Here is a 21378-nt window from a genome sequence, read left to right as displayed (position 1 = left end):
TTACTCGGTCAGGCGGACGGATCAGGAGGCCTTCTTCTCGCCGTCCTTGCCGCCGAAGGGATAGGCGCCGCCGGTGGGCTCGTCCTGCTTGGCCGGGAGGACCAGCGACAGGATCATCGTCACTGCCAGGATGGTGGCCGTGGCCAGCAGGGACCACATGACCGGGATCTTGTAGATGTCGATGAGCAGCATCTTCGTTCCGATCAGCACCAGCACCAGGGCCAGGCCGTAAGGCAGCAGATGGAAACGCTCGTGCATGCCGGCCAGCAGGAAGTACATGGCGCGCAGGCCCAGGATCGCGAAGACGTTGGAGGTCAGCACGATGAAGGGATCGGTCGTGATCGCGAAGATCGCCGGGATCGAGTCCACCGCGAAGACCACGTCGACGATGCCGATCAGCATCACCACCACCAGCATGGGCGTGGCGATCCGCTTGCCATCGATCTTCGTGAAGAAACGCTCGCCGTCATAGTCGGGCGAAATCGTCAGCTTGCGGCGCACCCACTTCAGCGCGGGGTTGTTGTCCAGGTCGGGCTCCTGACCCGCGGCCCACCACATCTTGACGCCGGTAAAGACCAGGAAGGCGCCGAAGACGTAGAGGATCCAGTGGAACTGGGCGATCAGCCACGCGCCGACCAGGATCAGGATGCCGCGCAACACCAGCGCCAGCAGGATGCCGATCATCAGCACGCGCTTCTGGAATTCCGCCGGCACCGCGAAGTAGCTGAACAGCAGCAGGAAGACGAAGATGTTGTCGACGGCCAGCGCCTTTTCAACGAGGTAGCCGGTGATGAATTCCAGCGCCTTGTCGTTGGCGAGTGCGCGTGCGGCCGCGTCGTCGCCCATGCCGCCCAGGCCCCACCACAGCAGGCCGACGAACACGAAACTGGTTGCCACCCAGACCAGGGACCAGACGGCGGCCGCGCGGATGGAGACTTTTTGGGCGCCCTGGCGATTGAGGGCGAAGAAATCGAGAAGCAGTGCGACGATCACGAAAACCGTGAACAGCGACCACAGGAGTGGCGTACCGACAGATACCATGGCGAGACCCTTTGAACGGGATGGGAGGATGAAAAAACCCATGCCGGTCTCGCCAGCCGCGCTCGTGACGCGGACCACAGTGCCGGGATTCCACGGCGGCGCATCCTGGCCACCTGGCTTCCGTACTGACGACACTGCAGGAGCCAACCTGCAGGCTCCGGCTACTCCCCGAGAGAGTGAACCGCGATTACATCAAGCCCGGCTCGACCTGTCAACTTTATTCAGGTTTAAGTCAGAAATAAGAGTACAAGCCTTCGCGAAGGGACGCTTTTGCCCTGCAGCGGCTCGCTGGAAAACGGAAAAGAAAACGGCACGCCGGGGCAGGCGTGCCGTACGAAGCCGCAGAGCCGGCGGACGCCGGCCTGGCGTGATGCCTGGCGAAGCGGAAGGACCGTTCGGTCCGCCCGCCCCGCCGCCGGCATCAGTTCTTGGTCTTGTCGACCAGCTTGTTGGCGGCGATCCAGGGCATCATCGCGCGCAGCTTGGCACCGACCTGTTCGATCTGCGATTCCGCGTTGATGCGGCGGCGCGAGGTCAGGGTCGGGGCGCCAGCGGCGTTTTCCAGGATGAAGCGCTTGGCGTACTCGCCGGTCTGGATGTCCTTCAGGCACTGGCGCATGGCGGCGCGGGTCTCGTCCGTCACGACCTTCGGGCCGGTCTCGTATTCGCCGAATTCGGCGTTGTTCGAGATCGAGTAGTTCATGTTGGCGATGCCGCCCTCGTAGATCAGGTCGACGATCAGCTTGAGCTCGTGCAGGCACTCGAAGTAGGCCATTTCGGGCGCGTAGCCGGCTTCCACCAGCGTGTCGAAGCCGGCCTTGATCAGTTCGACGGTGCCGCCGCACAGCACGGCCTGTTCGCCGAACAGGTCGGTTTCGGTCTCTTCGCGGAAGTTGGTCTCGATGATGCCGGCGCGGCCGCCGCCGTTGGCGCTGGCGTACGACAGGGCCACGTCACGGGCGGCGCCCGACTTGTCCTGGTACACGGCGATCAGGTGGGGCACGCCGCCACCCTGGCTGTAGGTGCCGCGCACGGTGTGGCCGGGGGCCTTCGGTGCGATCATGATGACGTCGATGTCTTCGCGCGGCACGACCTGGCCGTAGTGCACGTTGAAGCCGTGGGCGAAGGCCAGCGCGGCGCCGGCCTTGATGTTGGCGTGCACTTCGCTGCGGTACACCGAGGCGATGTTCTCGTCGGGCAGCAGCATCATGACGATGTCGGCCTGCTTGACGGCATCGGCCACTTCGGCCACTTGCAGGCCGGCGTTGGCGGCCTTGTTCCACGAGGCGCCGCCCTTGCGCAGGCCGACCACGACCTTCACGCCCGACTCATGCAGGTTCAGGGCGTGGGCGTGGCCTTGCGAACCGTAGCCGATGATGGCAACGGTCTTGCCTTTGACGAGGGAGAGATCGCAGTCTTTGTCGTAGAAAACTTTCATGGGGTGCTCCAGGTTTTTCGAATGTTCGGATGTTGTTGAATGCGGGACTTGTTTGGCGCGGCGCGCCGCTCAAAGCTTGAGGATGCGTTCGCCGCGGCCGATGCCGGACACGCCGGTGCGCACGGTTTCCATGATGGCGCTGCGGTCCAGGGCCTCGATGAAGGCCTGGATCTTGTCCTGATTGCCGGTCAGCTCGATGGTGTAGGACTTGTCGGTCACATCGATGATGCGGCCGCGGAAGATGTCGGCCATGCGCTTGACCTCTTCGCGTTCCTTGCCCACGGCGCGAACCTTGATGAGCATCAGTTCGCGTTCGATGTGGGCGCCTTCGGTCAGGTCGACCACCTTGACCACGTCGACCAGGCGGTTCAGGTGCTTGGTGATCTGTTCGATCACTTCGTCCGAACCGACGGTGACGACCGTCAGGCGCGACAGGGTGGCGTCCTCGGTGGGCGCCACGGTCAGGGTTTCGATGTTGTAGCCGCGCGCGGAGAACAGGCCGACCACGCGCGACAGCGCGCCGGGTTCGTTCTCCATGAGGACCGAAATCACGTGCTTCATGATCGCCTCTCCTTGATTACAGATCTTCGGAACCGAGCAGCATCTCGGTCAACCCGCGGCCGGCCTTGACCATCGGCCACACGTTCTCGGTGCGGTCGGTGATGAAGTCCAGGAAGACCAGGCGATCCTTGTGCTTGACGAACGCTTCGCGCAGCGCCGGTTCGACGTCGGCCGGACGCTCGATGCGCAGGCCCACGTGGCCATAGGCCTCGGCGACCTTGACGAAGTCGGGCAGCGAATCCATGTACGACTCGGAGTAGCGCGAGCCGTAGTCGATCTGCTGCCACTGCCGCACCATGCCCAGGAACCGGTTGTTCAGGCAGACGATCTTGGGCGTCAGGCGGTACTGCTGGCAGGTCGAGAGCTCCTGGATGTTCATCTGGATGGAGGCCTCGCCGGTGATGCACGCCACTTGCGCGCCCGGATTGGCCATCTGCACGCCCATGGCGTACGGCAGGCCCACGCCCATCGTGCCCAGGCCGCCGGAATTGATCCAGCGGCGCGGGTCGTTGAAGCGGTAGTACTGCGCGGCCCACATCTGGTGCTGGCCCACGTCGGAGGTGACGAAGGCGTTGCCGCCGGTCACTTCCCACAGCTTCTCGACCACGAACTGCGGCTTGATGACCTCGTCCGAGTTCGCGTACTTCAGGCATTCGCGGCCGCGCCAGGCCTCGACCTGCTGCCACCACTTCTCGATGGAAGCGGGCTTGGTCTCGGCGCGGGCGGCTTCGTACTGCGCGATCAGGTCCTGCAGCACGTCCTTGACGTTGCCCACGATGGGCACGTCGACGCGCACGCGCTTCGAAATCGACGAGGGGTCGATGTCGATGTGGATGATCTTGCGCGCGTTCTGGGCGAAGTGCTTGGGGTTGCCGATCACGCGGTCGTCGAAGCGCGCGCCGATGGCCAGCAGCACGTCGCAGTGCTGCATGGCCATGTTGGCCTCGTACGTGCCGTGCATGCCGGGCATGCCGACGAACTGGCGGTCGCTGGCGGGCATGGCGCCCAGGCCCATCAAGGTATTGGTGACGGGCGCGCCCAACTGCGCCGCCAATTGGCGCAGTTCGGTGGAAGCCTCGGACAGGATCACGCCGCCGCCCGTGTAGATCATCGGACGCTCGGCCTGCAGCAGCATCTGCACGGCCTTCTTGATCTGACCCTGGTGGCCCTTGTTGACGGGCGCGTACGAGCGCATGCTGATCTCGCCCTTGGGCGGCACGTACTTGCAGGGGGTGAGCGTGATGTCTTTCGGGATGTCGACCAGCACGGGGCCGGGACGGCCGGTGCGCGCGATGTAGAACGCGCGGCGCAGGGTCTCGGCGAGGTCTTTCACGTCGCGCACCAGGAAGTTGTGCTTGACGCAGGGACGGGTGATGCCGACCGTGTCGCACTCCTGGAAGGCGTCTTCGCCGATCGCCGCCGTGGGCACCTGACCGCTGATGATCACCATCGGAATGGAGTCCATGTAGGCGGTGGCGATGCCGGTGACGGCGTTGGTCACGCCCGGGCCGCTGGTGACGATGCACACGCCCACCTTCTGCGAGGCGCGCGAATAGGCATCGGCGGCATGCACGGCGGCTTGCTCATGCCTGACCAGGATGTGCTGGAACTTGTCCTGCTTGAAAATCGCGTCGTAGATGTAGAGCACCGCGCCGCCAGGATAGCCGAAGACGTGTTCCACGCCTTCATCGGCCAGGCAGCGCACGACGATATCGGCGCCATTGGTTTCCATGTTGTATTCCTTTCATTGCCGGCCCTGCTTGCCTGGCCGTTGCTTGCCCTGATACGGCAGCAACTGGACGAATACCGCTTCGACAACATGACCGGCGCTTTGCGGCTCACGGAGCCACGCCACCCGGACACCCTGCCGACCCGGCACGCGCCCGTCAGGATCGCAGTGCAAAACGCCCGGAGTGCGGACGTCGGAGGTCGAAATGGAAGCCTTGGCAACACACGCTTTTGGCGCGGCCAACGGCAGGTAATGCTGGGGCGGGCAGACCGGGAGGTGGTCCGGCGGGCCCGCGGTCCCGCGCGCCGGTACGGATAGTCTTCCGGCGCAAGGCGGGAACTGTACCGCGTTGCGACATCGGGAGCAAATCGTTTATCCGTGTGTAAAAACCCCTCTATCCGACCCCAAAAAGTAACTGCCCTATCTATACTTAGCCAGCAGCCGCGGACGTCCTGATCGGGTCTGCGTCGAGCTTCTCCCCGGCAACCCCTCTTCGGGCCACCCCGCACGCACCATGGATTTGCGCATCGCCAGCCTCCGGCGGTTTCTGTACAGCCATTATTTCTTCGGCGGCGTGCGGCAGGCCGCGGGCATGCTGCTGCCCGTGCTGGTGCTCGGCGTGTTGTTCGGACACTACGCCATCGGCCTGGTCGCCACCTTCGGGGCGCAGTGCGTGGCCATCATCGACCAGCCGGGCGGCCCGCAGCGCCACCGCGCCAACGAGATGCTGGGCGGCGCCCTGCTGGGCACCGTCGCCGTCACCCTGACCGGCGCGGCCTCCACCTACCCGATACTGCTGTGGCTGGTGGTGATCCTGCAGTGCTTCGTCTTTTCGATGTTCTCGGTGTTCGGCAAGCGCGGCGGCCTGATCGGCTTCGCCGGCCTGCTGATCATGACGCTGACCATGCACTCGCCGCTGCATCCCAGCGAAGTCCTCCTGCATTCGGTCGCCACGCTGGGCGGCGCGCTGTTCTACGTGGCCTTCAGCCTGGGCTTCAGCCGCATCTTCTGGCTGCGCGAAGAACGCCAGAACATGTCGGTGGCGCTGTTCGCCACGGCCGACTACATGGCCGCCCGCGCCAGTTTCTATGACGAGACCGCCGACCTGGACGAGTCGTACCGCCGCCTGATCCAGAGCCAGTCGGTGATGACCGAGAAACACCAGGCCGCGCGCGACGTGGTGCTGCGCAGCCTGCCGCGCGGCCACGGCTTTCGCGACGGCGCGCGCACCATGCTGTGGAACATGTTCGTGGACATGCTGCAGTTGCTGGACACGCTGGTGGCCACGCAAACCGACTACGCCACGCTGCGCCGCGTGCTGGCCGGCCACGACGTGCTGCTGTTCGTACGCGACGCCATGGTGAAGATGTCGCTGGAGCTCAACCGCATCGCGCTGGACGTGTCGCGCGCGCGCCCCACGCAGTACCGCAGCAGCGCGAAGGCCGAACTGCGCGCCATCGAGTACGAGATCGAGCAACTGCGCAACCACGAGATCGTCAAGAAAGATCCGGAGATCATCGCCCTGCTGGTGCAGGTGCTGCGCCGCCTGCGCAACGCCTCGCGCATCGTCGACCGGCTGGCCGTCGACACCCAGGACAGCGTGCATCCCGTCCCCACCACCGACCTGCGCATCGACAAGTCATTGACGCGTTTCATGTCGCGCCAGGAACTGCGCCTGGGCATGATCACCAGCAACCTGCGGCTGGACTCGCCCCACTTCCGTTACGCCAGCCGGGTGGCGCTGGCCGCCGCGGTGGCCATGGGATTGATCGGCAGCGCGCTGACCGCCAACCTGGCGGCGCACAGCTACTGGGTGCTGCTGACCATCGTCATCATCATGAAGCCCGGCTTCGCGCTGACCCGGCAACGCAACGGCTGGCGGCTGATGGGCACGCTGATCGGCTGCCTGGCGGCGCTGGGGCTGTTCGCCATCACCACCAAGCCGGCCATCCTGTTCGCCGCCCTGCTGGCCGCGTGCATCATGGGCAATAGCCTGGTGCTGCTGAACTACATGGGCAGCGCCATCTTCAACACGCTGTACGTGGTGCTGGTGTTCCACTTCGTGGCGCCGGACACCGTCTCGCTGGAAGTGATCAGCGAGCGCGCGCTGGACACCGTGCTGGGCTGCGCCGTGGCGCTGGTGTGCAGCTACGTGCTGCCCTGGTGGGAAGCGCGCTACATGGCGCCGCTGGCGCGGGCCGCCACGCGCGCCAACCGCGAGTACCTGCACGCGGGGCTGCGCTACGTGCGCGCCATGCAGAAGAACGCCGGCATCGCGCCGGCCGAGCTGCCCGCCGAAGCAGCCACCGAGGCGTCCGAATCCGAGGTGGCCTGGCGGCTGGCCCGCAAGAACGTGCACATTGCCTTCAGCAACTATGCCGAGGCGTTCTACCGCATGATGAGCGAGCCGCAGTCGCACCAGGTGAACGTGCCCGAGTTCAACAACCTGCTGATCCAGAACCACGTGCTGGCCTCGCAGATCACGGCCTCGATTCCCACGCTGGCCGGCTTGCCGCAGACGCCCGAGAACATGCGCATCGCGCTGGAGTGCATCCTGGACCTGCTGGACGAGAACCGCCCTGCCCCGGCCACGCTGCCCACCCAGTTCGAGACCGAGGGCGAACTGGCCGCGCTGGCCTATCCGCTGAAGCAGATGCTGCGGGCGGGCACGCAAATCCGCCAGGAGCTGATCGGGCTGGCCGAGCCGACCGTGCGGCCGGCCACGCAGCCGACGGCGGCGGCGCAGTGATCGCCAGCCTGCCGTTGCCACGCCCGCCGGGCGTCCTTGGCCAGGCTGCCGTTCTCGCCTGAGCAGCCATGAAAAAACCGCCGGTCCCCTAGGGCGCCGGCGGCTTTTGCTTGCTGCAGCGGGTTCAGTCGAGCTTGCGGCGGAACACCAGCTTGTCTTCGGTGGAGGCGCTGGCGTCGTAGGCGTAGCCCTCGGCATCGAAGCCCTGCAGGCCCTCGACCTTGGCGACCTTGTGCTCGATGGCGTAACGCGCCATCAGGCCGCGCGCACGCTTGGCGTGGAAACTGATGATCTTCCAGGCGCCGTTCTTCCAGTCCTGGAACACGCACTGCACCACACGGGCCTTCAGGGCCTTGCGGTCGACCGACTTGAAGTATTCCTCGGAGGCCAGGTTGACGATGACCGGGCCGCGCTTGCCGTCCTGGCGCTCGTTCAGGTAGTCGGCAATCGTGGTGCCCCAGTAGTCGTACAGGTTGGCGCCCTTGGCGGTTTCCAGGCGCGTGCCCATTTCCAGGCGGTACGGCTGCATCAGGTCCAGCGGGCGCAAGGCGCCGTACAGACCGCTGAGGATCACCACGTGTTCCTGCGCCCATTCGAGCTGGCGCTCGGACAGGCTGTCCGCCTGCAGGCCTTCGTAGACGTCGCCGTTGAAGGCCAGCACCGCCTGCCGCGAGTTCGCCTGCGTGAAGGTTTTCTTCCAGGCGGCGTAGCGCGAGACGTTGAGCTCGGACAGCGCCGCGCTCAGGCTCATCAGACCGGAGATGTCCTCGGCGGTCTTGGTCTTCAGGACCTTGATCAGCGCGGCGGCCTGATCCACGAACAGCGGTTGCGTGTGCGTCTGCACGTGCACGGGCGAGTCGTAGTCGAGCTTCTTGGCGGGGGACAACAGGAACAGCATGGCGTTTTCCTTGAGATGAATCGCTTAGCGCGCCGTCCAGCCGCCGTCGACCGAGATCGACGCGCCGGTGATCTGCGCGGCCGCTTCCGAGGCCAGGAACACCGCGGTGCCGCCCAGTTGCTCGGGGGTGACGAACTGCAGCGACGGCTGCTTCTCGCCCAGCAGTTCGCGCGCGGCCTCGTCCTGCGAGATGCCCTTGTTGCTGGCGATGGCGGTGATCTGCTTCTCGACCAGCGGGGTGCGGACCCAGCCCGGGCAGATGGCGTTGGCGGTGACGCCCTGGCCGGCGGCTTCCAGCGCGGCGACCTTGGTCAGGCCCACCACGCCGTGCTTGGCGGCCACGTAGGCGGACTTGCTGGCCGAGGCCACCAGGCCATGCGCCGAGGCGATGTTGATGATGCGGCCCCAGCCCTGCTTCTTCATGTGCGGCAGCGCGGCAGCCATGCCGTGGAACACGGCGGACAGGTTCAGCGCGATGATGGCATCCCACTTGTCGACGGGAAAATCCTCGATCAGCGCGGTGTGCTGGATGCCGGCGTTGTTGACCAGGATGTCGATGCGGCCCAGGCTTTGCACGGTGTTGGCCACCAGTTGGCGCACGGCTTCGCCCTTGGACAGGTCCGCGCCGTCGTACAGCACCTTCACGCCGTGCTGTTTGGCCAGATCGGCGCGCAGCTTCTCGATTTCCGCGGCGTCGCCGAAACCGTTCAGGACGATGTCGGCGCCATTTTGCGCGAAGGTCGTGGCGATACCCAGACCGATACCGCTGGTCGAACCGGTGACGACGGCAACTTTACCTTTCAGCATGAACGTGCTCCTACAGAGTGGTGCGCAGGGCGGCAGTGTAGCCGCCGGGCGCGGGATCTACGGGGACAGTGACATCCGGCATGCTACTCCTTGCCGGCTGGTGTGAAGATGAATGGACCTGGCCAGCGTGGGGGGTGTCCAGGGGCCGGGGCCTACGGTTTGACGTCGGCCTTGGCGGCCGGTTCCTCCTGGGAATCCGTATCGGAAAAGCCCGCGGGCCGCACGGCCATGCCCCGGATGCCGCCATAGCGCGGAGGCAGGCGTTCGGCCAGTTTCAGGATCAGCGGCGCCACGCCCATCGACAGGGCCACCACGATGGTCAGCAGATCGCTTTGCGAGCGGGTGATGATGTGGTTGTCCAGCGACTCGGCGAAGATGGCGAAACTGAATTCCCCGCCCTGGGCCAGCACCAGCGCGTACATCAGGCGGTGATAGTGCGGCAGCCCCGCCAGCCGGGCGATGCCGTACAGGATGGCGCCCTTGATCGCCAGCAGCGCCAGCACGCCCAGGAACACGTAGGGCCAGTAGACCAGCGCCTCATGCAGGTTGACCGACATGCCCACGGCCAGGAAGAACAGGCCCAGCAGCAGGCCCTTGAAGGGTTCGATGTTCTGTTCCAGGTCGTCGCGGTAGCGCGAGTCGGCCAGCAGCACCCCGACCAGGAAACCGCCCAGGCCCGCCGATAGCCCGGCATAGTCGAACAATTGCGCGGTGCCCAGCACCACCAGCAGCGCCGCGGCGGTGAACAGTTCGTGCAGTTGCGAGCGCGCGGCCCAGTCCAGCAGCTTGAGCTTGTAGCCGACCGCCACCACCACCACCGCCACCAGTGCGGCGCCGAAGGACGGTTCGGCCGACCCGCTGGCGCCCAGCAGGCCGGCGGCCACCAGCATGGGGATGGCCGCCATGTCCTGGAACAGCAGTACGCCCAGCGCGGAATGGCCCAAGGGAGTGCGCAACAAGCCGCGCTCTTCCAGCAGGCGCAGGGCCACTGCCGTGGACGAGAGCGCCAGCGACAGGCCGCACAGCACAGCGCCCACCCAGGTCATGCCGGCCAGGTGCCGCAGGCCGGTCCCGAACGCCACGCCCAGCAGCAGCCCGCAGGCCAGCATCTGCAGCGTGCCCACGCCGAAGACCTCGCGCCGCATGGCCCACAGCCGCGCCGGCGCCAACTCCAGGCCGACCAGGAACAGCATCATCACCACGCCCCATTGCGAGATGTTCCAGATGGCGGGCACGTCGCTGACCAGCGATAGTCCGGATGGGCCGATCAGCATGCCGGCCAGCAAGTAGCCGGGAATGGCGCCCAGGCCCAGGCGCGTGGCCAGCGGGACGCAGAGGACGGCGGCAAGCAGCAGTAGGGTGAGGAGTTCCATGCGGGCCCAGCCATGAGATGGGTGGATACGTCATTCTGACAAGGAAGCGACGGCGGCGGTTCGGTGGCAGAAGGGCAGCATCCTTGGCATCTTTGCGGCGACGCTTTACCCACACGATTTTTTTCTGGTATAGTCGCGGTCTTCGCTTTTACGGAAGCGGAGGTCCGGACGAAAGCCAACGACCACGGCACCCTGGGTTTACTCAGGGCCAGGCAATCGTTCCAGGTCAGATCTTCGGGTTTGGCAAGGAAAAACGGATACCCGGAGAGGTGGCAGAGTGGTCGAATGTACCTGACTCGAAATCAGGCGTACGGTAACCCCGTACCGTGGGTTCGAATCCCACCCTCTCCGCCAACGAATTCAAGCACTTGCGTGCGAAGACGAAGCCCCGAAAGGGGCTTTTTCTTTTGGTGCTGGTGGGGGAAATTTCGCCCGGGCCGCGGCGCGCAATGGGCGCCGGGAAGCGCGGGCGAACAGCGCATTTACTGGTAGGCTTTCACCATCGGCAGGCACACCCCGCGCCTACCCCCCCACCGCCCACCGCCAAGATTCCGATGACCCCAGCCCTGTTCAGCAGTTCCGTTCCCGTCCTCAAGCAAATGCTGTCGGCCCTGTCCGATGTGCTGAAAAAAGCAGAAGACCAGGCCTCGGCCAGAAACATCGAACCCGCCGCCTATCTGGGCGCGCGTCTTTATCCCGACATGTTCCCCCTGATCCGCCAGGTCCAGATCGCTGCCGATTTCGCCAAGGGCATCACTGCCCGCCTGGCCGGCGTGGACGTGCCCATTTGGGAAAACACCGAAACGAGCTTTGCCGATCTGCAAGCGCTCATCGCCAAGACCTTGGCGCATGTCGATGCGTTCACACCTGAACAATTCGCGCACAGCGAAACGCGCGAAATCGTGCTGCGTCCCGGCACGCCAAAGGAAAAGAGACTGTCGGGCAGCACCTATCTGCTGCACTACGGCTTGCCGCAGTTCTTCTTTCACGTCACGACGGCTTACGCGATCCTGCGCCACAACGGCGTGGAGATCGGCAAGCGGGATTACATGGGCCAGTATTGACGAACATGTGCGGCTGCGCGGCAGGTTCTTGCGCGCAGCCTGCTCTGCGCTCTGCCATCTTCGCAAGACGACCCGTGAGCAAGACCTGACGGCTGACCACGCGGGCCCTGCCTGTGCCTCAAAACCCCGTCACCGCCAAGCCTCGAACTCAAGACCAACGATGTCGAGGCTGCTCAGATCCTCTGCTTCCCGCGATATCAATGCCCGCGCCTGCGCCAGACTGGTCCGCGTTCTCATCGAGCCGCCTTGCTGCACCAGCGGGATATCCAGCCAGACTTCCGTATCGGACCGCACCTCGAACTGGATGGTGTTGCCGTGACGGTCGCTGACGCCGATGAAGCTGCCGGGAACGGCGAATATCTCGGCAAGCTTGCCGTGGATGAAGGCATACGTGAAATGCGCCTCATCGGCGGAGGCCGAATACTCATCGGTTTGCACGTTGTGCCAGAAGCAGACGTAGCCAGGCCCGATCTGCAAAGGGTATTCCTCGGATTCGCGCGCGGCCTGCTCCATCCGGGTCTGCTGTGCGTCCTGGGCCGCCTGGCCTTGCCGCTTCATTCCACCCTGCTCGGAAGAGCGATCATCGCCTGGCGGGCTGGGCTGTGCGACAGGCGTATTGCCAGACCCGCCGCGCAGGCGTCTCCACACGCCACCGAGAAGGCTCATGGCTTGGCCGAAGCCGAAGCACCGTCCCCCATCACGATGACGAAATTCTTCGGCCGGCTGCTGAGATAGCGCACCGGAAACGGCTGTCCCGCGGCGGGATAGGTGACGGCATCCCGCTGGGGATAGACGTTGAAATCCGAACTGTCGAAGTAGGTCTGGATCTTCTCGCCATCCGCCTTCTGCAAGGTGACGTCATACCGCAGCACCGGACGGTTGTTGTAGACATTGCCGGTGTCCTTGCTGGAGGCGATCACCCCCTGCCCCGGCGTGCCGTACTCGTACACCAGCGGCGCCACCCAGCGCGGCCCGAACATGAACAGGGCCGGCGTGCCGAAGGGGATGCAGATCATCAACAACACCAACAGCACCATCAGCGGCATGTTGCCCTGCTGCACGCCCATCAAACGCGCGATGCCCAGCACGATCAGCACCAGGCAGATGATGAACACGGGAAACGGCCATACCTTGTCGATGGTCCAGGCCAGCAACGTCACCAGAGTTTCCATGGAGATTCTTTGCGTCCGCTAGGTTGATTACGCGTTCCGGTGCGCCATCAAGGCGCCAGCACCAGCGCCTTGATCTGGCTGGGCACCACGCGCACCGACGGGCAATTGATGAGATTCGTCGGTCCCAGGCTGGTTACCCGGGTGCTGGGCGTTCCCCGCACGATAACCGTGAACGCGCCCGTCAGGTGCTGCTGGCGCGACATCACGGTCTGCGAGATCAGCCCGCCGCCGATACCCGGCGTGTCGCCCAACGATATTGGACGTACGCTCATGATGTTGTGCCACGGCCCGCCGCACAGCAGGATGTTGAAGGCCACCGGAATCGTCATGGGGCCGAAGGCCATGTTCGGATAAGGGATGGGAGGCAACGGCGTCTTGCAGATATCGGGAAATCCCAGATCCATGCCACCGAACTGCGCGTTTGCGAACATATGTGTTTGCTCCGATAAAGGAATTCGGGCGGTTGGACGCCCTGCTATCCCACGAGAATCTGTTTGCCGTCGGCCTTGACCAGCGTCTCGCCGTTGATGAAGGTCGTATTGCCGCTCAGGCGGGTGATGAAATCGGCGGCGTAGTCCAGGTTGACGGCCTTGACGGTGTCGGTGCCCGTAACATAGCGCGTGGACTGGCCCGTGGTTTCACGCACCGATTGGTAATAGGACTCGCGATGGTCGCCCGTGTACTTGGCGGTGATGGACGCCACGCTCAGGTCCACGCTGGCCAGCGTGTAGGAATGGGTCTTCAGCGTCCAGTCCGCCGTGTTCACCGCGCCCGACCGGGCACGCAGCGCGAAGGTTTCCGCGGCCACCGACACGCGGCTGGCGCCCATCAGGGACAGCACGTCGGCGGACAGGGTCAGTTCGCCATCGACATGCAAGGCCGAACGGCCTTGATCGCGCTGCTCCAGCACGGCAATGATGTACAGGCCACCCGCCGCGTCCCCCGACACCAGCACCTTGTCGCCGGCGTTCGGCATCAGCAGGCAACTGGCGGCCCGTTTGACTTGATACCGGCGCCCCCGCGCCTCGTCGCTGACGGTGAACCAGCCCTCGTCCCGCGATGCATCGACCAGGAAGGCGCTGTGAATGGGTGTGTCGCCGCTGTAAGCGTTGGCGTTACGTTGCAGCAACGGATGCAGCGTGTCCGGTTGGTCCGGCTGTGGATCGGCATTCGCGCGCTCGCCGTCGTGCTGTCTGCGTTGGATCATAGTTTCACCCATTGCTCGGCCTGCAGCAGATCGCGGTCCGGCGGCAGGACGCCGTCGCGGCTGCCGTAGCGGGTATCGCTGTCGATCACCGCGTGATGTTTGCTACGCATGAAATGCCCGCCCCGAAAATCGGCATGGCTGAGGTTGGAGTAGGAAAAATCCGTGAACGGCATGCTGCCTTCGCCGAAATCGGCATGTTGCAGGTTGCACTGATTCAGGATCGTCATGTTCATATCGGCGCCACGAAACACGGCACGCTCGCAATCGGCGCCCGACAGATTGGCGCATTCCATCTGCGCCCCGGCGAACACCGCGTGCGCCGCATTCGCCTCCAGCAACAAAGCCTGCCGCAGCGTCGCGTGGTCGAACCGGCATGCCTGCAGGTCGCATCCCTTGAAGCACGACTGGGACAGTTCCGCCTGCGAGAAGTCGGCTCCCGCCATCTTGCTGTCCGTGAACTGGCTCTGCACCAGATGCAAGCCGGAGAAGTCATAGGCCTTGGCGGTGCACTCCAGCGCGATCAGGTTGGTGAAGCGCGTGTTCTCGATGGCCAGATTGGCGAAGTCGAAATCCGCCAGCGCCAGGTGCTGGAACGCCGAATCCTTGAAGCGCAAGGTGACGTCCTGGTTGCCCGTCAGCACCCACTTGTCGATGCGGCAATCCTCGACCCGCAGGTCGAGCATCTGGGTATTGGCGACCGCGCCTTCCGAGGCCTCGCAGCCACGCATCACGCATCGCTCGAACACGCAGCCGATGAACTGCTGCGCATTGAAAGTGCAGGCATCGAAAACGCAGTCGACGAAGCGGCTGTTCGAGAAGACGCAGTCATTGAATACCACGCGCGACCATTCTCCGCGCACGAATATGACCATGTCGGCATGGCACGCCTGCCACTCGGTGTCGGCGAACGTGTTCTCTTCGAAGATGCATTGGCGGATCTCGCCGCCCCGCCACGCATCCCGCCAGTGCAGGCCCTTGTACAACAGGCCGGCAATCGAATCGCCATCGCCTACCTGGGCCAGGAACTTCTGTTTTATCTCGTCGGGGGCCATGGATCAGTTACGCAACGGATAGATGTTGGAACGGGTCATCAACATGTCCTGCTGGACCGTGTTCTCGTCGACCTTGACCATGGCCAGGTCGGCGCTGAAGAAAGATACGTGCCGCATCTGCGTGCCAGCCAGGTCGGCCGATTTCATCTGGGCCTCGCTGAAGTCGGAATTGGCGATCCGGACCCGCGACAGGTCGGTGCGGATGAAGAGCGAACGCTTGAAGAAACTGTCTTCGAGACTGACCTCGCGCAGGCGGCTTTCGGAAAAATCGCAATGGCTGAGATCGCTGGCCACGATGCGGCCGGCGCCCAGGCCGACCTTGCGGAAGCTGGACGCCGAGAACGCGGAGTGCGAGATCTCAAAATCCTCGATGGTGCTTCCTGGCGCGATGTTGACCTTGGACGCCTGGCATTGCAGCACCCTGACATCCGACATCGGCTTCATCTCGACGAACGCCATCGAGTCGATGTGGCAGGATTCCATGCGGATGCCCGTGATGCTGGCCTTGATGAACGAGTGCCGCAGGAAACGGCAGTCCTTGAACGCGAGCTGCCCCAGCCGGGCGCGCATGTAGGCGAAGTTCACGAAACGGCACTGCTCGAACGTGCAGCCCTGCATCGTGATGCGGAAATGCATCCACTGCGCCAGATCGCAGCGCACGAACCGGCTGTCCACGAAGCGGGCCTTGTCGGAACCCACGTTGGGCAGGCGGCAATCGATGAACTGGCACTGCGTGAAGTGCGCCTGGCTCCAGTCCGCCGACGAAAAATCGCAGCCCGTGAACACCACCCTTTCGAAATCGCCGCATGCCATGCGGGCACGGCCGAAGTCGCATCCCGTGATGCGGCTGTCGCGCAGGGTCAGGCCGCTGACGTCCCAACCCGCGTAGGACGCGCCCGCGGCGGCGAAATCGTGCAGGTCATAGCCCTCGCATCCTTCGGGCAGCGGTTCCGCCACGCGCTGCTGCAGGCCAAAAATGCGGTGCAGCGCTCTCGGCCGGCCTGAATAGTCGCGTCGGGCCGCGGTCGCGCCAGGCGCCCGGGCCAGCAGTTCCTGGAACTGCCCGGCCTGCTTCAGGCGCAGTTGCCGCAGTGCGTCCTGCGCGGCGCTGTTGTCGCCCAGGCCTGGCGCCACGGGCACGGCGCGGCGTTCGGCCGCTTCACGCACCGAATCCAGCAGCGACTGCCGGCTTTCCTTCAGGAACGCGGCGCGCTCGTCCTTCATCGACTGCGGCACGTCGTCGGACTTGCCGGCCAGGGCTTCGCGGCTTTTTCGCAGATCGCGCCTGGCATCCGACAGGGTCTGCCGCTGCGACTGCTGTTTTTTCAGCATCTCCTCGATGAGCGCCTCTCGGGAAACCTTGCCGCTGCGGGTTCGCTCCAGCCAATCCAGCTCGGTCCGGATGCCAGCGGCACTGTCGGCGGACGCCTCCCCGGATTTGGCGCGCGCAACACCTGGACCCAATTCCTTCTCGAGCTTGACGAGCTTGTTGCGCAACAGCGGCGACAGCTCGATCTCGTCATCGGCCAGCGCGCGCATGAAACGGGCGTCGACCAGTTGCGCGTCGAGCACCGCATGCATGCCGCTGGTCTGCGGATCGACCCGCTTGTGGAAAATGTCCTCGTAGTAGGCTGGCGCGCGCGGCGCGTCGGCATGCTCGGCCGCATACAGAATGTGGCTGATGTCGCTGGCGTCATCCTCATCGATGGACACGGCGCCCTGGTAGATCAGGATGGCCTTCTCCAGATGCGGGAACGCCCAGTACGTGGTCAGGCGCAGGGGCACTTCCTCCAGAAACCCGCTGGCCTGCCCGGCCGTCCTGGCGCGCCGGATGAACGCCTTGGCCGCCAGCGCGGGAATGGACGTGGCCAAGTGCGGCTTCTCGGGATGCAGGTGCGTGAAGATGATCTCGTCGCCCGCGTCCAGGTAATTCAGACGCTGCCGGGGCGGGCTCTGGTTGAAGTATTCCCAGTCGATATCGCGCGCAAAACCCGGAAATTCATTGATGCGCCACTTCTCGTCGTAGGTGCCCATCATCCGGTTTCTGCCGGGATATTCGATGGGAATGGCCGCGTAGCCGGCCGGCGCGTAACGCTGCCCTTCCAGGACGACCGGGTTGGCCGGATCCTCGACGTTGGGCAGGAACCGGACCGGCATGCCATCCACATCGATTTTCCGGAAACCCTTGCCGTGCTGGTTCTCCGGATAGCCTTCGCCGCCGAATGCGTTGCGCCAGCAGATGGGAATGCGGTCGAACGGCAGGGCCTCGCTGGGCTTGCCGTCCGACCAATAGCGATCTCCCGTTACCCACAGGTCCTTCCTGACGTTGTTGACGCTGACGGATACGGCGGTCCTGCCGCGGACGGCATATTTGCCGAAGCCATAGGCGTTCAGAATGATTTCCGGCTTGGGCTTCGGAATACCGAAATCCAGCGCCTCCGCCCCGAACACCTGCGCGGACTCCTCGCCGAACAGCGCCCATAGCTGCTGCTCGTCGACCAGGCTGAACCCGGACGAGAAGTCCACCATCGCATACGCGGTGATGGCCAGGTGATCCTGCTTCAGGAATCGGTACGGACGCGTCAGGCCGGACAACCGGTTGGGTTTGATGACTTTCATCGAGCGGCGGTCGGGTCTCGATTCAGACGATCAGCATGAATGCCTGGAACCAGGTCCTGAACCCGCCGAAATCGATGTCGGTGGGCGAGTTGGTTCCCTTGTACGCCGACACGTCCAGCTTGAGCACGCCGAAGTCCGCCTTCTTGACGTAGTAAGTGTCCTGCGACACGTTGAGCTGGTGCCGGAATGCCGACGCGGATTGGTGAAAGGCGCGGGCCTGGAACACTTCGACGAACGCCTCGCCCTTCCAGATGCCGTTGGTGAACTGCGTCTTGTGCGTATCCTTCAACGCGGAGCCGTTCCAGACCAGTTCGGTCGACTCCAGCGCGATCTTGTCCGGCGCCTTCATCGTCATGACCGTGCCCGTCATGTTGATCGAGTGATCCGCGCCGCCGCGCTGGATGTCCAGCGGGCCCGCATCCGCGAAAATTTTCTTGGTGCCTTTGGCCCAGAACTCGCTGTTGCCGCCGGTGGCGGTGATCGTGACGTCGGTGGGCGCCTTCAGGATGGCGTTCTCGCCTTCCAGGCCCAGTTGGTGGTCATCGCCGCCCTTTTGCACGTTGACGTTGTTGTCGCCGGTGGACTTGACCAGGATGATGTCGTTGGCCTCGAACTTGCCGAAGCCGGTATCGGCCTTGATGTGGATGTGGCCGTCGTTGGACGTGACCTCGATATCCGACTTGGTGGTGTTGATGTAACGGTGGTCGAACGTCTCGGTGCGGTCGCCGCCCGTGACCTTCAGCGTGTCGTAGCCATTGATGGTGGTGTCGCGGTACGACTCGACGATGTTCTTCTGGTAGTCGCCAACAGTGTTCTCTTCGAAGGTGCCGATGTGGGTCACGCGCGACTGCCCGACGTCACGCGTCTCCAGGCCCTCGACCACGACATGCAGGTCTTTCTCCGAGTGCAGCTTCACGTATTCGCTGCCGAGCTTGTTCTCGATGTACATGTGGCTTTCATTGGCCGGGCTGCCGAAATGGGAGCGGCTGCTGAAGCCCACCATGGTGGGTGACGGCACGAAGCCGCCCGCCGGCATCTGGCGGTCGTTGTAGACGCGGCCCGTGACCAGCGGACGGTCGGGGTTGCCGCCGATGAAGTCCACGACCACTTCCTGGCCGATGCGCGGCGTGCTGATGGCGCCGTAGCCGCTGCCCGCCGAATCGTTGGACACGCGCACCCAGCAGGAGCTGCTTTCATCCATCGAACCATAACGGTCCCAGCGGAAATGCAGCTTCACGCGCTGGAAGGCGTCGGTATAGACCTCGGCGCCGGCGGGCCCGGTCACCACGGCCGTCTGCGGACCGGTGGTCTTGGGGATGTGCGTCTTCACGGGCGCGCGAAACGGCAGGCTGGTGGGCTGCACCACGAAGTCGGTGCGGTATTCGCCGTCGCCCTCGCCCGACTGATAGCCGGCTTCGGTCAGGAAATACTCGGTGGAGATCACCAGATATTCGCGCAGGTCCACCTTGCGCGGGCTCTGGCGCAGCTTGAAGGTGTAGCCCGGCGCCATGCCGCGCACGTTGGACGTGCCGCTGCTGCGCTCGCTGGCCGAACGGGTCTCTTCCAGCCGCACCTTGACGTAGTGCTCGCCGTCCTGGATGTCGACGTAGCCGCCCTGCCATTCGTAGATTTCGTGATTGGCCTGTTGGACGGAATAACTTTCCTTCAGGCGGCTTTGCAGATTCAGGCTGGACTTCTTGAAGTCGTAGTCGTTGACGACGTACTCGATGCCACGCAGCTCTTCCTCGCTGGTCCAGGTGTGGATCGCCTGCTCTTCGATGTTGCCGGCCTGGGGGTAATAGTCGAGCGAGGGATAATCGGGCAACGGCTTGTGCTCGCCGATCTCATCGGCCAGCACCAGGGTGTGCTCGTTCTTGCCGTGCTCGAAGTAATAATAAATGCCTTCGTGCTCCATCAGCCGGCTGATGAAATCGAAATCGCTTTCCTCATATTGGACGCAATAATCCCGGGTGCGATAACTGCCTTGCAATTTCTTCTCGAAGTTATAGCCGGGATACGAACCCAGCACTTCGTCCAGGATATCCACGACGCTCTTGTTCTGGTAAATCTTGCAGTCGCGATTACGCTTCAAATACCACAGCCACGGGCAGACGGTCGCGCGATAACGCGCCAGGCGGAATCCACCGGCATCCTGGCCCACATAGGCAAAACGGATGACGTCACCGCTCAGGTAACGCTTGCCGCCATTCTGGGTTTCGATTTCCAGCGTCAAGGGCTTGCCGAGTACCGAATCGGCGGTGATGGAAGCCGTCTCGGCCACGAGTTCCACCTCGAACTCGTACACCTCCGACAGGGCTTCACGCCCGTGCATGCTCTTGAATTCCAGCACCGCGCCCAGGGCGGTTTCCGCGACGACGACTCTATTCATGGCCCCACTCTATTCAAGTTTTAATTGAATTCAGATTAATTGGGTCTGACTATGACACTTTCGCGACAATGCTAGGTTTTCTACGTGCCAGTGATGTGACAGTTAGCAAGAATTACATCTGAAGAAGATCTGTTTAATATGGGCGTGCGTTTTCCCGGCGGTCTGCAACAAGCACCGACAAAATCGAACGCAATGAAACGGAACGAAACCGGATATGCCGTGGGGCATCCAGGGCGCGGACGGCCCGCGCCGGTTCAGGTCGTGCAGCCGCGCAGCACGTCCTCGACTTTCTCCGCCGGCACGCGCGGATGGTTCATCCCATTATCGAAGAATCGGGTGGCCGAGCCGCCTGGAGTGGGCTCGATACGAACCAGGTAATAATCCTGGCGCGGCTGGGGGAAACGGTCTTCATAGACCGTGATGTCGACCCGCTTCTCGGCCGGGAAGCCGGCGACATCCGCCACGCTGCCCCAGTTATCCACGGTGGGCTTGACGCAGGCGTACACCTGCTCGGCCGACCGGATCGACAGGTACAGGACCGGTTGGGTCGATTGCAGCGCTGCGGCCCGCTTCGGGCTGCCGCCATTCGCCGCGCAGCCCGCCAACAGGGCAACACCTGCCGTGGCCAGGAAGGTTCTGAACATCGTCCGTGCCTCTTGCTGTAGTTCGACGCGGCCAATGATAAATGCGGACGCGTTCCGCTAAGACAGTTCCAGTGTCCCGCCTTCCATGGCATCCACCAGTTGCCGCAGCCACGCGGCGAAGTCCGGATAGGCGATCGGCCTGTCGGCGTCGGCCTTCCAGAACTCGATGAGCTGGCCCGGCTGTCCGCCATCCTCGGCGCGCATGTCCACGCACAGATGGCTGCCCCCGCCATTGCCCAGGAACGGCACCCAGCCGGCGCGCCACCAGGCCGGGTCTTCGAAGTCGTAGCCGATCATGCCGTCCAGGGTGTCCTTGGTGTCCGTGACGTCTTCCAGTGACGCGAACATCCAGTTGCCCTGAAGGGAATCGAAGCTCATGGGGTCCTGCCCGTTGCGCCAGCCGTAAAGCGCACGGAACCCGGGCTGCAGCGTCATCTCGAAGCGCCGCTCGAAGGCATCCAGTTGCTCGTCCGTGGCGCCAGGCAGCAGCGTCGCGTAGTACTCGGGCCGGTTGGCGGCCAGCCAGGCATCCATTCGTCGAATCAGCGCATCGGACATCTTGCCCTCGCAGTGCATGGTCGAAACGCATACCTTACGCATACGCAAGCCCGCAGCAAAGCCCCATCGGCTCGGGT

General features: G+C 64.0%; 18 protein-coding genes and 1 tRNA gene. 3 read left to right on the top strand and 16 right to left on the bottom strand.

The genetic code is table 11. The features are described 5' to 3' along the window. Positions 1 to 21: 21 nt before the first annotated feature. The 4 genes from A7W11_RS13820 to A7W11_RS13805 form a co-directional block, all read right to left on the bottom strand. Positions 22 to 1041, bottom strand: coding sequence for a TerC family protein (locus A7W11_RS13820; RefSeq protein WP_066413125.1), 1020 nt, complete (start codon positions 1039 to 1041; stop codon positions 22 to 24). A gap of 421 nt (positions 1042 to 1462) precedes the next feature. Then, a complete protein-coding gene (gene ilvC / locus A7W11_RS13815) occupies positions 1463 to 2479 on the bottom strand; it encodes a ketol-acid reductoisomerase (RefSeq protein WP_066413121.1) in 1017 nt (338 codons plus the stop codon). A 69-nt stretch (positions 2480 to 2548) separates the two neighbouring features. Continuing rightward, on the bottom strand, positions 2549 to 3040 hold the full coding sequence (gene ilvN, locus A7W11_RS13810; protein ID WP_066132986.1) for an acetolactate synthase small subunit: 492 nt from the start codon (positions 3038 to 3040) through the stop codon (positions 2549 to 2551). A 16-nt stretch (positions 3041 to 3056) separates the two neighbouring features. After that, positions 3057 to 4772 (bottom strand): acetolactate synthase 3 catalytic subunit, encoded by a 1716-nt coding sequence (locus A7W11_RS13805; protein ID WP_066413118.1) that lies wholly within the window; start codon positions 4770 to 4772, stop codon positions 3057 to 3059. Positions 4773 to 5283: 511 nt separating this feature from the next. Between A7W11_RS13805 and A7W11_RS13800 the strand changes: the two genes are divergently transcribed. Continuing rightward, positions 5284 to 7518 carry an FUSC family protein gene (locus A7W11_RS13800; protein ID WP_066413112.1) on the top strand — a complete coding sequence of 745 codons (2235 nt, stop codon included), beginning with the start codon at positions 5284 to 5286 and terminating at the stop codon, positions 7516 to 7518. 124 nt (positions 7519 to 7642) lie between these two features. Here the strand turns inward: A7W11_RS13800 and yaaA are convergent, their stop codons facing one another. The 3 genes from yaaA to A7W11_RS13785 form a co-directional block, all read right to left on the bottom strand. Then, on the bottom strand, positions 7643 to 8416 hold the full coding sequence (gene yaaA, locus A7W11_RS13795; RefSeq protein ID WP_066413110.1) for a peroxide stress protein YaaA: 774 nt from the start codon (positions 8414 to 8416) through the stop codon (positions 7643 to 7645). A gap of 24 nt (positions 8417 to 8440) precedes the next feature. Further along, positions 8441 to 9223, bottom strand: coding sequence for a 3-hydroxybutyrate dehydrogenase (locus A7W11_RS13790; RefSeq protein WP_066413109.1), 783 nt, complete (start codon positions 9221 to 9223; stop codon positions 8441 to 8443). Positions 9224 to 9375: 152 nt separating this feature from the next. Continuing rightward, complete coding sequence (locus tag A7W11_RS13785; protein ID WP_066413106.1) at positions 9376 to 10596, bottom strand: cation:proton antiporter domain-containing protein; 1221 nt, start codon at positions 10594 to 10596, stop codon at positions 9376 to 9378. A 263-nt stretch (positions 10597 to 10859) separates the two neighbouring features. On the opposite strand from A7W11_RS13785, the gene A7W11_RS13780 reads away from it, so the two are divergent. Both A7W11_RS13780 and A7W11_RS13775 read left to right on the top strand, forming a co-directional pair. After that, a tRNA-Ser gene (locus A7W11_RS13780) sits at positions 10860 to 10950 on the top strand. 200 nt (positions 10951 to 11150) lie between these two features. Next, positions 11151 to 11660: a DUF1993 domain-containing protein gene (locus A7W11_RS13775; RefSeq protein ID WP_066413103.1), complete on the top strand. Its 510-nt coding sequence runs from the start codon at positions 11151 to 11153 to the stop codon at positions 11658 to 11660. Positions 11661 to 11789: 129 nt separating this feature from the next. Here A7W11_RS13775 and A7W11_RS13770 read toward each other — a convergent pair whose 3' ends face one another. The 9 genes from A7W11_RS13770 to A7W11_RS13730 all read right to left on the bottom strand — a co-directional run bounded on the left by A7W11_RS13770 (position 11790) and on the right by A7W11_RS13730 (position 21301). Beyond that, complete coding sequence (locus A7W11_RS13770) at positions 11790 to 12218, bottom strand: hypothetical protein (protein ID WP_066413100.1); 429 nt, start codon at positions 12216 to 12218, stop codon at positions 11790 to 11792. A gap of 104 nt (positions 12219 to 12322) precedes the next feature. Next, positions 12323 to 12832, bottom strand: coding sequence for a hypothetical protein (locus tag A7W11_RS13765; RefSeq protein ID WP_066413097.1), 510 nt, complete (start codon positions 12830 to 12832; stop codon positions 12323 to 12325). Positions 12833 to 12879: 47 nt separating this feature from the next. Then, the gene (locus A7W11_RS13760; protein ID WP_066133038.1) at positions 12880 to 13263 is read right to left on the bottom strand and encodes a DUF4150 domain-containing protein; all 384 of its coding nucleotides are present in this window, start codon (positions 13261 to 13263) and stop codon (positions 12880 to 12882) included. 44 nt (positions 13264 to 13307) lie between these two features. Beyond that, a complete protein-coding gene (locus tag A7W11_RS13755; protein WP_066413094.1) occupies positions 13308 to 14039 on the bottom strand; it encodes a DUF3540 domain-containing protein in 732 nt (243 codons plus the stop codon). Continuing rightward, positions 14036 to 15091 (bottom strand): pentapeptide repeat-containing protein, encoded by a 1056-nt coding sequence (locus A7W11_RS13750; protein WP_066413092.1) that lies wholly within the window; start codon positions 15089 to 15091, stop codon positions 14036 to 14038. Before A7W11_RS13750 ends, A7W11_RS13755 begins: the two co-directional genes overlap by 4 nt. Before the next feature lie 3 nt (positions 15092 to 15094). Beyond that, positions 15095 to 17710, bottom strand: coding sequence for a DUF2169 family type VI secretion system accessory protein (locus A7W11_RS13745; RefSeq protein ID WP_066413088.1), 2616 nt, complete (start codon positions 17708 to 17710; stop codon positions 15095 to 15097). Between the two features lie 22 nt (positions 17711 to 17732). Next, on the bottom strand, positions 17733 to 20099 hold the full coding sequence (locus A7W11_RS13740) for a type VI secretion system Vgr family protein (RefSeq protein ID WP_066413085.1): 2367 nt from the start codon (positions 20097 to 20099) through the stop codon (positions 17733 to 17735). Between the two features lie 254 nt (positions 20100 to 20353). Then, a complete protein-coding gene (locus A7W11_RS13735; RefSeq protein WP_066413082.1) occupies positions 20354 to 20743 on the bottom strand; it encodes a hypothetical protein in 390 nt (129 codons plus the stop codon). A 57-nt stretch (positions 20744 to 20800) separates the two neighbouring features. Continuing rightward, the gene (locus tag A7W11_RS13730) at positions 20801 to 21301 is read right to left on the bottom strand and encodes an SMI1/KNR4 family protein (protein WP_162270271.1); all 501 of its coding nucleotides are present in this window, start codon (positions 21299 to 21301) and stop codon (positions 20801 to 20803) included. Positions 21302 to 21378 lie beyond the last annotated feature (77 nt).

This window comes from Bordetella ansorpii (genome assembly GCF_900078315.1).
In the GTDB taxonomy this organism is placed as follows: domain Bacteria; phylum Pseudomonadota; class Gammaproteobacteria; order Burkholderiales; family Burkholderiaceae_B; genus Bordetella; species Bordetella ansorpii.
The sequence above is the reverse complement of the archived record's forward strand: the minus strand, read 5'-3'. Positions and strand labels throughout refer to the sequence as shown.

Excerpts from the sequence above, each read along its gene's own strand:
- A7W11_RS13820 (WP_066413125.1), bottom strand. The coding sequence starts at position 1,041 with ATGGTATCTGTCGGTACGCCACTCCTGTGGTCGCTGTTCACGGTTTTC.
- ilvC (WP_066413121.1), bottom strand. The coding sequence starts at position 2,479 with ATGAAAGTTTTCTACGACAAAGACTGCGATCTCTCCCTCGTCAAAGGC.
- ilvN (WP_066132986.1), bottom strand. The coding sequence starts at position 3,040 with ATGAAGCACGTGATTTCGGTCCTCATGGAGAACGAACCCGGCGCGCTG.
- A7W11_RS13805 (WP_066413118.1), bottom strand. The coding sequence starts at position 4,772 with ATGGAAACCAATGGCGCCGATATCGTCGTGCGCTGCCTGGCCGATGAA.
- A7W11_RS13800 (WP_066413112.1), top strand. The coding sequence starts at position 5,284 with ATGGATTTGCGCATCGCCAGCCTCCGGCGGTTTCTGTACAGCCATTAT.
- yaaA (WP_066413110.1), bottom strand. The coding sequence starts at position 8,416 with ATGCTGTTCCTGTTGTCCCCCGCCAAGAAGCTCGACTACGACTCGCCC.
- A7W11_RS13790 (WP_066413109.1), bottom strand. The coding sequence starts at position 9,223 with ATGCTGAAAGGTAAAGTTGCCGTCGTCACCGGTTCGACCAGCGGTATC.
- A7W11_RS13785 (WP_066413106.1), bottom strand. The coding sequence starts at position 10,596 with ATGGAACTCCTCACCCTACTGCTGCTTGCCGCCGTCCTCTGCGTCCCG.
- A7W11_RS13775 (WP_066413103.1), top strand. The coding sequence starts at position 11,151 with ATGACCCCAGCCCTGTTCAGCAGTTCCGTTCCCGTCCTCAAGCAAATG.
- A7W11_RS13770 (WP_066413100.1), bottom strand. The coding sequence starts at position 12,218 with ATGAAGCGGCAAGGCCAGGCGGCCCAGGACGCACAGCAGACCCGGATG.
- A7W11_RS13765 (WP_066413097.1), bottom strand. The coding sequence starts at position 12,832 with ATGGAAACTCTGGTGACGTTGCTGGCCTGGACCATCGACAAGGTATGG.
- A7W11_RS13760 (WP_066133038.1), bottom strand. The coding sequence starts at position 13,263 with ATGTTCGCAAACGCGCAGTTCGGTGGCATGGATCTGGGATTTCCCGAT.
- A7W11_RS13755 (WP_066413094.1), bottom strand. The coding sequence starts at position 14,039 with ATGATCCAACGCAGACAGCACGACGGCGAGCGCGCGAATGCCGATCCA.
- A7W11_RS13750 (WP_066413092.1), bottom strand. The coding sequence starts at position 15,091 with ATGGCCCCCGACGAGATAAAACAGAAGTTCCTGGCCCAGGTAGGCGAT.
- A7W11_RS13745 (WP_066413088.1), bottom strand. The coding sequence starts at position 17,710 with ATGAAAGTCATCAAACCCAACCGGTTGTCCGGCCTGACGCGTCCGTAC.
- A7W11_RS13740 (WP_066413085.1), bottom strand. The coding sequence starts at position 20,099 with ATGAATAGAGTCGTCGTCGCGGAAACCGCCCTGGGCGCGGTGCTGGAA.
- A7W11_RS13735 (WP_066413082.1), bottom strand. The coding sequence starts at position 20,743 with ATGTTCAGAACCTTCCTGGCCACGGCAGGTGTTGCCCTGTTGGCGGGC.
- A7W11_RS13730 (WP_162270271.1), bottom strand. The coding sequence starts at position 21,301 with ATGTCCGATGCGCTGATTCGACGAATGGATGCCTGGCTGGCCGCCAAC.